Annotated in this window: 14 protein-coding genes; 13 read left to right on the top strand and 1 reads right to left on the bottom strand. The window is 37.5% G+C overall.

Annotation, left to right across the window (positions count from 1 at the left end; all coding sequences use genetic code 11):
* The first annotated feature begins 136 nt into the window (after window positions 1-136).
* Window positions 137-619, top strand: coding sequence for a DUF456 domain-containing protein (locus tag FXW34_RS02340; protein WP_147532372.1), 483 nt, complete (start codon window positions 137-139; stop codon window positions 617-619).
* A 51-nt stretch (window positions 620-670) separates the two neighbouring features.
* Here FXW34_RS02340 and FXW34_RS02335 read toward each other — a convergent pair whose 3' ends face one another.
* Complete coding sequence (locus tag FXW34_RS02335) at window positions 671-1,366, bottom strand: Crp/Fnr family transcriptional regulator (RefSeq protein WP_147532371.1); 696 nt, start codon at window positions 1,364-1,366, stop codon at window positions 671-673.
* A 345-nt stretch (window positions 1,367-1,711) separates the two neighbouring features.
* On the opposite strand from FXW34_RS02335, the gene FXW34_RS02330 reads away from it, so the two are divergent.
* The 12 genes from FXW34_RS02330 to rpmG all read left to right on the top strand — a co-directional run bounded on the left by FXW34_RS02330 (window position 1,712) and on the right by rpmG (window position 13,656).
* The gene (locus tag FXW34_RS02330) at window positions 1,712-2,320 is read left to right on the top strand and encodes a superoxide dismutase (protein WP_147532370.1); all 609 of its coding nucleotides are present in this window, start codon (window positions 1,712-1,714) and stop codon (window positions 2,318-2,320) included.
* 114 nt (window positions 2,321-2,434) lie between these two features.
* Complete coding sequence (locus FXW34_RS02325; RefSeq protein WP_147532369.1) at window positions 2,435-3,661, top strand: MFS transporter; 1,227 nt, start codon at window positions 2,435-2,437, stop codon at window positions 3,659-3,661.
* A gap of 167 nt (window positions 3,662-3,828) precedes the next feature.
* A complete protein-coding gene (locus FXW34_RS02320) occupies window positions 3,829-5,979 on the top strand; it encodes a peptidoglycan D,D-transpeptidase FtsI family protein (protein ID WP_147532368.1) in 2,151 nt (716 codons plus the stop codon).
* Between the two features lie 195 nt (window positions 5,980-6,174).
* Window positions 6,175-7,122 (top strand): PstS family phosphate ABC transporter substrate-binding protein, encoded by a 948-nt coding sequence (locus FXW34_RS02315; protein WP_147532367.1) that lies wholly within the window; start codon window positions 6,175-6,177, stop codon window positions 7,120-7,122.
* Window positions 7,123-7,161: 39 nt separating this feature from the next.
* The gene (gene pstC, locus FXW34_RS02310) at window positions 7,162-8,118 is read left to right on the top strand and encodes a phosphate ABC transporter permease subunit PstC (protein ID WP_147532366.1); all 957 of its coding nucleotides are present in this window, start codon (window positions 7,162-7,164) and stop codon (window positions 8,116-8,118) included.
* 2 nt (window positions 8,119-8,120) lie between these two features.
* A complete protein-coding gene (gene pstA / locus FXW34_RS02305; RefSeq protein ID WP_147532365.1) occupies window positions 8,121-9,005 on the top strand; it encodes a phosphate ABC transporter permease PstA in 885 nt (294 codons plus the stop codon).
* A gap of 28 nt (window positions 9,006-9,033) precedes the next feature.
* On the top strand, window positions 9,034-9,840 hold the full coding sequence (pstB, locus tag FXW34_RS02300; protein ID WP_246140845.1) for a phosphate ABC transporter ATP-binding protein PstB: 807 nt from the start codon (window positions 9,034-9,036) through the stop codon (window positions 9,838-9,840).
* A 45-nt stretch (window positions 9,841-9,885) separates the two neighbouring features.
* A complete protein-coding gene (gene phoU / locus FXW34_RS02295) occupies window positions 9,886-10,545 on the top strand; it encodes a phosphate signaling complex protein PhoU (RefSeq protein WP_147532363.1) in 660 nt (219 codons plus the stop codon).
* 486 nt (window positions 10,546-11,031) lie between these two features.
* Window positions 11,032-11,508: a DUF4912 domain-containing protein gene (locus FXW34_RS02290; RefSeq protein ID WP_147532362.1), complete on the top strand. Its 477-nt coding sequence runs from the start codon at window positions 11,032-11,034 to the stop codon at window positions 11,506-11,508.
* On the top strand, window positions 11,505-12,776 hold the full coding sequence (locus FXW34_RS02285) for a glycosyltransferase family 4 protein (RefSeq protein WP_147532361.1): 1,272 nt from the start codon (window positions 11,505-11,507) through the stop codon (window positions 12,774-12,776). The genes FXW34_RS02290 and FXW34_RS02285 overlap by 4 nt, the downstream gene beginning before the upstream one ends.
* Before the next feature lie 27 nt (window positions 12,777-12,803).
* Window positions 12,804-13,445 (top strand): hypothetical protein, encoded by a 642-nt coding sequence (locus FXW34_RS02280; RefSeq protein WP_147532360.1) that lies wholly within the window; start codon window positions 12,804-12,806, stop codon window positions 13,443-13,445.
* A 61-nt stretch (window positions 13,446-13,506) separates the two neighbouring features.
* A complete protein-coding gene (rpmG, locus tag FXW34_RS02275) occupies window positions 13,507-13,656 on the top strand; it encodes a 50S ribosomal protein L33 (protein WP_015594975.1) in 150 nt (49 codons plus the stop codon).
* The last annotated feature ends 99 nt before the right edge of the window (window positions 13,657-13,755 follow it).

The following is a 13,755-nucleotide window of genomic DNA, read 5'->3' as shown; positions in this document are numbered from 1 at the left end:
CTCCAGAGTAATGATTGTACAAGAAAACTGCAATCAAGTGTAAAATTTATTAATATTGGCAATGCTTATCATTCTATCATTTCAAATAGTCAAGTGGTAAAATAAGAAAAAGTTAATTATGTTACTGGAGGTTGCGATGTCGATATTCATATGGTCGGTGATTATTGCTTTGTTTGTCATTGCCTTTGTCGGGCTAATCTATCCAGTCATTCCAAGTGTCCTGTTTATTCTAGTTGGATTTATCATCTATGGCTTTTCATTCTCATTTGAACCGTTTACCTGGTTCTTTTGGCTTGTTCAAGTGTTATTTGTTGTTCTTCTTTTCGGTGCAGATTATCTCTCCAATTTAATTGGTGTAAAGAAATTTGGCGGTAGCAAAGCAGGTGTTTGGGGAAGTACGATTGGTTTGTTAGTTGGACCGTTTGTAATACCAGCAGTTGGGATTATCATAGGTCCATTCATAGGTGCTGTCATTGCGGAATTATTAGTTCATAAAAAGGGGGTTTCTGAGGCAATTAAAATCGGCTTCGGGTCCGTTGTTGGATTTGTCAGCAGTGTAATTACAAAGGGGATTATTCAGGCCGTAATGATTGCCTATTTTCTGTTGCTCGTGTTATAAAAAGATTGTGCCTAAAAATTAGGCACAATCTTTTTACATCAATAGGATTTTTTAGTTAACTCCACAAATTTCATATGGACAATTTTGACAATCGACATGGTTTTTTAGGTAGGCTAAGTCTTTAACGGTGAATTTTTGCTGACGATAGACTAGTACGTCTTTTTCTCGTAGCTCTTTCAATAATCGCTGAATGACTTCGCGGGTACCGTAGGTTAAGTTTGCTAACTCTTGATGTGTTAGAGGAAGGTCGATTAATATGCCTTCGTCTGTCATCACCCCGTACGAATTACATAATCGGATTAAAATTGAGTATAATCCCCCTTTTTTACCATGCATAATAAGGTCCTGACACTTCATTTGAGCTTTTAAATATCTTGTGCTCATCCAATGGCTAAATGTTTGGAGGGCCACAACATCCTTTTCAATCATTTCTTCAAATTGATCACGCTTTATCATTAGCATTTCACAATCTGTAATGGTCTTTGCATAGAAGTGGTAGCGTGGAGACGGATTGAAGATTTGATATTCGATTAATAAATCTTCTCCGCTGAGTATTTTTAAAATGAATTCTTTCCCTTTTAAATGTACTCTTCCAACGGCGATTGTACCTTTTAACATAATATATACATGCTGGACAGGGTCCTTTTCTTGAAACAACATAGTGCCGGCTTTCACTTTTTGGACAGTTTCTTTGTTGCTAAAATTTCTAATCATGACTTGATAAAGACTATTACTTGTTTTTATCATTATCCTCACCTCTAAGAATGCCTTCTCCTTGATTTAAAAAGAAAGTAAGCAACATGTCAATAATGTGTAACCATGTATAGCAAGCAGAAAAGTTCAAAAGCGACAAAAATCATAGGTAAATCAAGGTCTCAGCTATTCGTGACAAATTTCCGAATCATTGCATAAAGCATGCATAAAAGGAGGAGTTTCGGAAAATATAGTTAAGGTTGCAGTGCTTATTATTTGCTTGGAGTTTCCAACTTTGGTAAATTGTTAATGTAATGCTTTATAAATATTCTTATTTTAGAATTCAATGAGAATATGGATAAAGTAATTTATTTGTTACATATAAGGAGGATAAATTAAATGGCTTTTGAATTACCGCAATTACCGTATGCATACGATGCATTAGAACCACACATTGACAAAGAAACTATGAACATTCATCACACAAAACATCACAACACATACGTGACTAATCTAAATAACGCTTTAGCTGGAAATGACGAGCTTCTTAGCAAAACAGTTGAAGAAGTAATTTCTAATCTTGATGCTGTTCCAGAAGCAGTCCGCACTGCGGTACGTAACAATGGTGGTGGACATGCTAACCATTCATTATTCTGGCAACTTCTATCTCCAAACGGTGGTGGTGCACCAGCAGGCGAGTTAGCTGATGCAATCAACGCTAAATTTGGTAGCTTTGAAAGCTTTAAAGAAGAATTCACAAAAGCAGCTACAACTCGTTTCGGTTCTGGTTGGGCTTGGCTATCTGTGAACAACGGAGAGTTAGAAGTGTCTAGCACAGCAAACCAAGATTCTCCATTAATGGAGGGGAAAACTCCAATCCTAGGTCTTGATGTTTGGGAGCATGCATACTACTTACACTACCAAAACCGTCGTCCTGACTACATCGGTGCATTCTGGAATGTAGTAAACTGGGATGAAGTATCAAAACGCTACACTGCAGCAAAATAATTTTAGTTACTAGGCGGTACTCCACGATGTGGGGTACTGTTTTTGTTTAATAAATCTCGTATATCTCTATTGATTTAGTAAAAACTACCCTTTAGATAAAAGGGGAGTTTTTTTATGAGTAAATTTAAACGATTTTTCGGAGATCTTGAACTGACAAGGGATTTTAAGTTTTTATTAATCATTGGTGGCTTGTATGCAATCAGTACTTCACTTTCAAACACATTTGTAAATATTTATTTATGGAAGCAGTCAGGGAAACTTTCAGATATTGGTTTATACAATTTGGCAGTAGTCGTCCTTCAGCCAATTACCTTCATTTTGGCAGGCAGATGGGCTAAGAAAATTGACAGGGTTATAGTGCTAAGAATTGGGGTTTCCTTTTTGGCGATATTTTACTTAACCGTTTTATTTTCAGGTAAAAACGCTTCTGAACTATTACTGATATTAGGGAGTCTGTTAGGTATAGGCTATGGATTTTATTGGCTGGCATATAATGTTTTAACCTTTGAAATTACCGAACCAGAGACAAGAGATTTTTTTAATGGGTTTTTAGGTGTGTTAACCTCAATTGGTGGAATGATTGGGCCGATTGCCGCAGGATTTATTATTTCCCGACTTAAAAGTACAACCGGTTATTCGATTGTATTTGGTCTGTCTTTAGCCTTGTTTTCATTAGCTGTGTTTTTAAGTTTTTTCTTAAAACGGAGGCCGTCACAAGGAAAGTATTGGTATCAAAGAATCTTGGCTGAAAGAAAGAATAATTATAACTGGCGGATGATAACGAATGCCCATTTCTTTCAGGGATTTCGTGAAGGAACCTTTGTGTTTATCATTTCAGTTTTTGTGTTTGTTTCAACCGGGAGTGAGTTAGCGTTAGGAACATTTGGGCTGCTTAATTCAGGTGTATCTTTTCTAGCGTATTTTTTTGTATCCCGCTTAATCAAGCAACAACACCGGAAGAAATCCATTCTTATTGGCGGCATTATTCTTTACGCCTCAATCTTTCTCATTGTCTTTGAAATAACTTATCCTAAGTTATTATTTTATGCGGCAACAATTGCCATCGCTTATCCCTTATTATTAGTCCCATATATGTCGATGACCTATGATGTTATCGGGCGTGGTTGGAATGCAGCTGAAATGAGAATTGAATACATAGTTGTAAGAGAAATTTTCTTGAATCTTGGAAGATTCGTTTCCATTGCATTGTTTCTGGTGGCAGTAGTGTTCTTTAATGAAGAGAAAAGCATTCCGATACTTTTGTTAATTATTGGAGCGGGACATAGCTGTATTTACTTTTTTATCCGAAAAATTAACCTTGAGCCATTACCAAAATCATGAAAAACGGACGATTAACTTCGCCCGTTTTTCTTATTGGTGAATTGGAAGAGAAAAATTGTTGGTATTCTTGCTATTTACATAGAAAAAAACAAGTTTTTCTTTTACAATGGTAAGAGACTTATTATGACTAAAAAAGCAATGGTTGAATATAAAAGGAAGTGCTTGATTTGAATAAAAAGAAAAAGAAAAAAACACATGTGCCGTTTCGTTTGAATGTGGTGTTTTTTATTGTTTTTGTACTGTTTTCTTTATTAATTTTAAGGTTGGGCGTTGTTCAAATTGTTTATGGGGACGACTTTAAGCGGGAAATAGAACGGACAGAGGATGTCACAATCAACAACCCGGTACCGCGGGGGAAAATGTTTGATACTAGCGGTAAAATTATTGTTGATAATATTCCATTGAACGCGATTACGTACACGAAATATCAGGGAACCGATCAAGAGGAAATGCTTGAGGTAGCTGAGAAATTAGCAAAATTAATTCATAAAGATACAAACAAGGTCCAAGAGCGCGATAAAAAAGATTTTTGGATTATGAAGCATCCGAATCTGGCCAAAAAGAAGATTACCAAAAAAGAATGGGATAAGTTTGAAGCGAAAGAGTTAACTGATAAGGAAATATATAAATTGCAGCTAGCAAGAATTACTGAAAAAGAAATCAATAGCTTTACTGAAGAGGAACTAGAGGTATTGGCGATTTTCCGTGAGTTTAATAGCGGCTATGCGCTTACCCCGCAAATTGTTAAAAATGAAAACGTGACAGCTGAGGAATTTGCAGCAGTCAGTGAAAATTTAGAATCATTGCCTGGCGTTGATACAACAACGGATTGGAAGCGGACATACGCCTTTGAAAATACATTAATATCAGTGCTCGGTAAGGTGACAACTTCTGATGAAGGTCTTCCATCTGAGCAACTTGATTATTATTTATCGCGGGATTATAACCGTAATGATCGGGTCGGCAAGAGCTATATTGAAATGCAGTATGAGGATGTACTTACCGGACAAAAAGCTAAAGTTCGTAATAAAACTGACAAAGCAGGGAATGTGTTAAGCACAGAAGTGGTTTCTGAAGGTAAAAGAGGGAAAGATCTCGTTTTATCGATTGATATGGAGCTGCAACGCACGGTAGAACAAATTATTGAAGATAACCTTAGAAAAACTAAAGGAATGGCTGGAACTGGGTTTCTTGATAGAGCCTATGTTGTATTAATGGACCCAAATACTGGGGAAATCTTAACGATGGCAGGAAAGCGAATTGTCAAAGATCCGGAAACTGGAAAAACAGATATGCAGGATGATGCCCTTGGAACCTTTACAACATCCTACAACGTAGGGTCAGCAGTCAAAGGTGCGACCGTATTAACGGGTTATCAAACGGGTGCGATATCACCAGGAACATCATTGTATGATGGTCCGTTACAAATTAAAGGGACTCCAGTAAAAAAATCTTGGACAAACATGGGATCTGTTAGTGATTTGAAAGCACTAGAGCGTTCTTCTAACGTTTATATGTTTAGAACAGCGATTGCGATTGGTAAAGGAAAGTATGTTCAAAATGGTCCCCTATCGTTAGATCCTAATGCTTTCAATACTATTCGTGATTCGTTCAGTCAGTTTGGACTTGGGGTAAGAACAGGAATTGATTTACCAAATGAAACAGCTGGTTTTAAAGGTCAAGATAAACGTCCAGGTTTCTTACTCGACTTATCGATTGGGCAATATGATACGTATTCAGCGATGCAGTTGGCACAATATGTGTCAACGATTGCCAATAATGGCTATCGTGTCCAGCCGCATATCGTTAAGGAAATTCGTGAACCAGTTTTAGATCAAAAGGAAATTGGACCTATTTCTAAGGCAATCACACCAACAATCTTAAACCGCGTTGATATGAAAGAAGAATGGATTAAACGTGTTCAAAATGGCTTTCATTTAGTCATGCACGGCTCTCAAGGTACAGCGAGAGGCTTCTTTGCAGGAAAACCATATGATCCGGCGGGTAAAACAGGTACAGCCCAAGCCTTCTATGATGGACCGGATCGTAAAAATTATGGTAAAGAACCACCAGAAGTGATGAATTTAAGTTTAGTTGGATATGCACCGTTTAACAGTCCTGAAGTAGCGATGTCTGTGCTTGTTCCATGGGCTTATACACCAAGCGCAAATGATACAAGAACGAATTTAGACATTGGTCAACAGGTGATGGATGCTTATTTTAACTTAAAAGCAGCACGACAAGCTGCGGCACAACAAAATCTAGATGCGAGCCAAAATACAACTCAAGAAAACCAAAATACTGAACAACCACAATAATCCTAAAGAAACTGTCTCGAAAAAGGCAGTTTCTTTTTTTTTTGGGGATAATACAAGGAAGCAATAACTGACAAATTTTCGCAAAACTCGCGTGAATTTACAAAAGCTTTACACTTGGTTAAAACCAGATTAACAGTGAAACAGTATATTTACACTTGAGAGCAAAATAAGTACATACGTAGGGGGAATTCAGTAATGAAGGGCATGAAACATGCAAGCTTAATTATCATGCTACTTGCCACACTTATCATCGCAACTGCCTGTGGCAACTCAGATAAAAATGACAACTATGGACTTTCTGGTAGTGTAATCATAGATGGATCTGGAACTGTATACCCTTTTATGGCTAGAATGGCAGAAAATTACATGGTTAATAAAGAAAAGGATGTCTCTGTTGAGGTAAGTCGTGCAGGAACATCAGCTGGTTTCATGAAGTTTTTGCAAAAAAATGGAACAGATTACAATAATGCTTCCCGCCACATCAAAGATGAAGAGATTGAAAAGGCTGAAAAACTAGGAATAGATGTCCAGGAGTTAAAGATTGCCTTAGACGGCATTACCATTGTTGTTAATAAGGAAAATGATTGGGCAACGGAGTTAACTCATAAAGAAGTTATCGATATTTTCTTGAAACAATCAGGAATTAAAAAATGGTCTGATGTACGTCCTGAATTTCCTAATGACACAATAAAAACCTATGGGCCAAACGAAAATCACGGCACTTACGAATTCATGTTTGAAACGATTCTCGGCGAACAGGATTTAGTAAAAGGGATTAATTTGCAACAAGATTATTCTACGCTCGTTGACCTAGTATCAAAGGATAAAAACGCAATAGGCTTCTTTGGTTACGGGTATTATGCAAATAATCAAGATAAATTAACAGGGGTAGAGATTGATTTCGGTAACGGGCCAGTTAAGCCGACACTTGAAACAATTGCCGAGGATGGTCCATATGCACCGTTTACACGTGCTATCTATACGTACTTAAATATGAATCATGCAAAGAAGAAGCCACAGGTATTGGATTATGCCCTTTATACTATGGAGCACGCTCAAGAGATTGCAAAGGAAACTGGTTTTGCTCCAATATCGGATCAGGACGTCCAAGATACGATTGATATCATAAAACAACATCAATAATAATTTGGTTTTAGGTAGGGAAGAAGGGGGATTTTCACATTGTCAAAAGCAATAGTGTCTGACAAATTCAAAAAGCTAAATATTCAAGAGCTCATTGAGCAAAAGAAAAAAACAGCAAATTTCAATAGTGTTATTGAGAAACTTATACCTAAAATTTTATTTGGTATTGCCACAATATCCGTTTTAACAACGATTGGGATTTTATTAACTCTATTAATTGAAACCATTGAATTTTTTAAAGAGGTACCTTTTTTAGACTTTTTTACAGGAACAGAGCTTAAGCCTTTAGGGGATAATGCAGTATTTGGGATTCTTCCACTACTGACTGGTACTCTCCTTTCAACTGTGATAGCAATGATTGTTGCGATTCCGATAGGCTTGATGACTGCTATCTTTTTGAGTGAGTATGCGTCTGATAAGCTAAGGAGGTCATTAAAGCCACTGTTGGAAATCCTTGCTGGTATTCCTACGATTGTCTATGGTTTCTTCGCTTTCACCTTTGTTACACCATTGTTAAGGTCAATTATTCCTGGCTTGGAGCCAACCAATATTTTAAGTCCGGGGATTGTAATGGGAATCATGATTATTCCGCTCGTTGCCTCTTTGTCAGAGGACGCAATGAGTTCAGTTCCAAATTCAATGAGAGAGGGAGCGATGGCCCTCGGAGCAACAAAGCTAGAGGTTACATGGAAGGTCGTTGTACCTGCTGCCATGTCTGGAATTATTGCATCTTTTGTACTTGGAATATCACGGGCAATTGGCGAAACGATGATTGTGGCGATTGCAAGTGGAAGCTCAAAAAACTTTACCTTTGATATTACGCAATCGATGCAAACGATGACCGCTTATATTGTTGAAGTCACGGGGGGAGAGGCTCCAGCTGGTTCCACTTTGTACTACAGTCTTTATGCGGTAGCGATGACACTATTTGTTTTCACATTAATAATGAATTTAGTAGCCCAGTATATATCCCGCAAGTTTAGGGAGGAGTATTAACCATGAAATACATGAACATGAACGCAGTTCAACAAAGAATGGGCACGAGGTTATTCACTAATAACATAGCGAAATCGTTATTTTTATTAGCCACCTTGTTTGGTCTTGTTGTATTAGTTGTACTTATTTACAGAGTAATTGCTGATAGTATCGGATGGATAGATATTGATTTTATTACTAATCGTTTATCAACCATTCCTGAAAATGCTGGCATTATGGGGGCAATCCTAGGAACATTATGGTTAATGCTGGTCGTTGCTCCGGTTACGATGGTATTAGGTGTCGGTACTGCAATCTATTTAGAAGAGTATGCAAAAAAGGGGAAAATTCAATCGATGATTCAAACGAATATCTCAAATCTGGCAGGTGTTCCTTCGGTTGTATTTGGTATTCTTGGTCTTACCGTATTTTCTCGTGGGCTAGGTTTAGGTTCAGTTGTTTTGGCCGGTGGATTAACAATGGCACTACTGGTGCTTCCGGTAGTGGTAGTAGCTAGTCAGGAAGCGATACGTGCAGTTCCGCAATTCTTGCGTGAGGCCTCCTATGGAATGGGAGCGACCAAGTGGCAAACAATTAAAAATGTGGTATTACCCGCGTCTATACCTGGGATATCAACAGGAGTTATTCTTGCATTGTCTAGGGCAATTGGTGAAACCGCTCCGCTGGTTGTTATCGGTATACCTGCCTTACTCATTCATTCTCCGGAAGGAATTTTTGATCGGTTTACGATTCTACCAGTCCAAATATATTATTGGACGGTTGACTCAGCGTTATTTGCAGAATATGCAAATCTGGCTGCTGCAGCGATTGTCATTTTACTACTTGTTTTGTTTGCGATGAATTCTGTCGCGATTATTATTCGTAACAAATTTCAAAAAAGGTATTAAATCGAGGGGGATATTAACCATGACGGTTATGTTAGACGCTAAAAATAATATTAAGAATTTTGCAGAAAAGGAATCAAATAAAGGGGTAGTTTATAATACAAAGGATCTTAATCTTTGGTATGGAGAAGGTCATGCGTTAAAAAATATCAACCTCCCGATATATGAAAATGAAGTAACCGCAATCATAGGGCCATCTGGCTGTGGTAAATCCACCTATATTAAAACTTTGAATCGAATGGTCGAGTTAGTTCCAGGTGTTCGTATCTCAGGACAAATATTATATAGAGAACGGAATATATTTGACAAGGATTATAAAGTGGAGGATTTAAGAACCCGCGTTGGCATGGTTTTTCAAAAACCAAATCCGTTTCCAAAATCTATTTATGAAAATATTGCCTATGGACCAAAAATCCACGGAATTAAAAATAAAAAAATCTTAGATGAGATTGTGGAGCAAAGTCTTAGAGGAGCAGCGATATGGGATGAAGTAAAGGATCGCCTCCATCAAAATGCCTATGGATTGTCCGGTGGACAGCAGCAAAGAATTTGTATGGCCCGTTGTTTAGCGATTGAGCCTGATGTCATCCTTATGGATGAACCGACAAGTGCGCTTGATCCGATTTCAACATTAAAGGTTGAAGAGCTCGTTCAAGAATTGAAAAAGAATTATAGTATTATTATCGTTACTCATAATATGCAGCAGGCAGCGCGTATTTCTGATAAAACGGCTTTCTTCTTAAGCGGGGAGGTAATTGAATACGCGGATACGGACAAAATCTTCTCAACCCCTTCTGACAAACGAACAGAAGACTACATCACGGGACGATTTGGATAATGAACTTCACATTGTGATATACGAGCAGAATAAGGGGGACTTTATATGGTGGTTCGGGAAAGATTTAATGAGGATTTAAAGGAATTGCAAAATAAATTGCTTGTAATTGGAAAATTCTCAATTGATGCCCTTGGAAAGTCGTTAGAGGCATTAGAAACAGCAAACGTAGAACTAGCGTTGAAAATTATGGAGGATGATACGGATGCTGACTTAATGGAGGAGGATATTAACGATTTTGCGATTCTCCTCATTGCTAAGCAGCAGCCAGTCGCTATTGATTTGAGGCGGATTATCGTGGCTATTAAAATTGCTAATGATATTGAAAGGATAGCTGATTTTGCGACCAATATTGCTAAATCTGCGATTCGTATTGGCAATGAGCCGCTCATCAAGCCGATTGAGCACATTAAGCAAATGCATGAAATTACTGCAAACATGTTGATGCTAGCACTTGAGGCATTTAATGAGGAAGATATTAATAAAGCAAAGCAGGTTGCTGAAATGGATGACGAGGTAGACGAATTATACGGGCAAGCAATCCGTGATTTATTGGAAATTAATCAAAAGCACCCTGAGCATATGTCTCAGGTGAACAATCTGTCGTTTGTTTGCCGTTTTCTAGAACGTGCTGCAGATCATGTGACTAATATCGGTGAGCATGTCTTTTACCTCGTAAAAGGCAGACGATACGATTTAAATAAATAAACAACAAGGCCGACTTTGTGAAGTTGGTCTTTTTTGTCGTTTAAGAAATTATAAATTTTAACGCTGTGGATAAGTTTCACAACGTTATACACGTCTAGCGCAAGCGGCCTAGGGGCTCGGGGTCACAAGCTTGTCTAGTGAAAGTGGCTAGGAGCTGAGTACATAAGCCAAATCCCTCCAGAGATTATCATCTCTTGCGTGATTCGTCTTATGTCCATCGCTCCTGAACGAGCCACTTTCACTTTTCTAACAATCCCTTCCGGAAATCAGGATTTCCTGCAGGGCGGACCTTGCCTGTCGCCCCTGATCAAGGCGCTTACGCTTTTTTTGTTTGAAAACATCATATTTGGAATAAAAAATTCACAATCCGACAAAAAGCGTTTATTGAGAAGGTTTAGCAACAATGTTAACATTAAAACATGATAAATTATTAATAATTCAGAAATCTTATTCATATGATTTTAGTTTAGGAAAAGAGGAACTTTAATGCGTGAGGATGTACTGAAGTTAAATATTCTTTCAAAAGATAAAATTGCAGCATCTTGGACGCTTTCAAATCAACGTTTAGACTTTGTAGTTAATTATTTTGGCAAGCCCTTTACAAGCTTTCGGACTGCACTTCGAATATATGATATTACTGATCTTAATTTTAATGGAAATAATGCTCATCATTTTCATGGGTTTATGATGAAACAAGGACAAAATGCTTGGGACATTAAAGGCTTAAATCCTAACCGTCATTACTGTCTTGAACTAGGAATTCATTTATCTGAAACAGAATTTTTCCCATTGCTTCGTTCAATATCCTTTAATACAAGAAATGAGAATGTTAGCAAAGCAATAGACAAAAAAACAAAAATAGACTCGAGACAATCTGATAATCAATCTCTCCCTAAGTGGTCTGATCATGTTAGTACTTATAGCTATTATGAAACAGCAGTGCCTAAGGGGGATGGAAAATGACTGACAAAGAACGAGTGAAGCCGCTTGAAGTTTTTAAGAATGTGCACTCAACTACCAGTGAAATTGTTCATCCTGATAATCAAAAAAGACAAACCATTTTAATATTAACATGGGAATTTCCACCAAACATTATTGGCGGTCTTGCTCGACATTGCTATGGACTTGCTAAAAGTCTTGTTAAGGAAAATTATGAGGTGCATGTGGTAACCAGTAAGCTTCCTACAACGCCAAGTTTTGAAAACGTTGATGGAATAAAGGTATTCCGTGTAACTCCGCTACATGAGCAGGAGGAGAATTTTCTCACTTGGATAGCTGGCTTAAATCTGGCGATGATTGACAAGGTAAAGGAGTTAGCAGTGAATCATCAGTATTGCTTAATTCATGCGCATGATTGGCTTGTAGGTTCTTCTGGAATTATGTTAAAAAGCGAAATGTGCATTCCATTGGTTGCGACGGTACATTCCTTAGAGCAAGGTCGTAACAATGGCATATATACAGAAACACAAAGGTTTATTGATAAAAAGGAACGTCAATTAATACACGGTGCTGATCAGTTAATTGTTTGTAGTGAATTCATGAAAGATGAGCTCTTACAGCAATTTGCGGCCAAGGAAGAAAAGGTTGTGGTCATCCCTAATGGGATTGAGGCAGAAGTAGCAGAAAATAATGAATCAACAATGCTGAAGACCGAGATCCCGATTGAGCCGAATAAACGGCTGATTTTCTCGATTGGTAGACTTGTAAAAGAAAAGGGCTTTGATGTGATTATTGAAGCAGCACCAGCACTTCTAAAAAAATATCCCGATTTATATTTTATTATTGCTGGAAAAGGTCCAATGGAAAAAGCTTATAAGCAGCTTATTGAAGCTAAAGGATTACAGGAAAAGGTGTTTTTAATAGGATATGTGGATGATGGGACTCGTAATGTTTTGTTTAGGCATTGTGAGTTAGCAATATTCCCAAGTCTATATGAGCCATTTGGAATTGTCACTTTGGAAGCAATGATCCATGGAAAGCCAACCATTGTATCCAATACTGGCGGATTAAAAGGGATTATTGAGCATGGCAAGACGGGGTTATTAATGAATCCTGGAGATATACAAAGTTTAATTGAACAGGTTAATATTCTCCTTGATGATCAAGAAAAATCTAGAAAGTTGGCTGAAAATGGCCAGGTCATTGTTCAGAAGCTTTTTAGCTGGAAACGAATCGCATTGGAGACAAAACGAGTATACGAAGAAACGATCTATAGAAGTAAGTATTTCTAGTCATAAACGAAGAGAGGGTGACAATTCGTGAGACCGAAAATAACAAACAATTTTTCGTTTCGCTTGAAAAGGAAGTCTAATCCATATTCACGGTTCCAATCAGTGTTAATACCAAAAATTGGTTTGTGGATTGATGGAAAAACTTTTTGGATGAAGGGAGGAAATGAGAAGCTTATCCCCGAGAAACAAATATCCATCAAAATCAACGAACGCACGATTCATTCAAAAATTAAGTTATTTGATATTTTTGTCACGAACCATAATGACAAGCTTCGAGAATTAAAAATTATCATCATGCACAGCATTGAACGTTTTTCTCAAGATGATTTGACGTTCTTTTCACCGATTGAAAGGGTGATTTATCATTTGTCTAAGCGGAAAATGCATTTAGTTAACGGCCAAATGAACGGAAAGCAGATTCATGATTATACGGTACAACCTCTTTGGGACGTATATACAGAAAAGTTTTGGAAATGTCCAAATAACGGTACGTTAAATTTTCAACCAATGGCTTATGGACCATCGAATAGTCTGTTTACTTTTAATATGAAAATTAAGGGGAATAATACGAGCTTAGCAAATACATGGACGATTGCTGGTGAGAAGAAAGAAGAGCTGCTTCACCTTAATCAAGCGGTTTTAAAAAATCATACTAGCTTTTCAAATTGAAAAATGATATTATAGAAAAGTCGTATGAACGAACTAGTATTATGGTTTGGAGGGAAATTCTATGCGCGTGAATATTACGTTAGCTTGCACAGAGTGTGGAGATCGTAACTATATTTCAACAAAAAATAAACGTAACAATCCAGATCGTCTTGAGCTTAAAAAATATTGCCCAAGAGAAAAACGTACAACTGCACATCGCGAAACAAAATAAGCAGTGGGGGCTTCCTACTGCTTTTTTTGTTGCCTAAAAATAATGATTGTTTTTTGGAATGAAAATCACCTGAACAGCAATCAAAAAAATGAGACGGGG

This window comes from Bacillus marasmi (genome assembly GCF_902168435.1).
GTDB lineage: Bacteria > Bacillota > Bacilli > Bacillales > Cytobacillaceae > Bacillus_BU > Bacillus_BU marasmi.
Note: the sequence above shows the minus strand (reverse complement) of the source record. Positions and strands in the feature narration are given on the sequence as shown.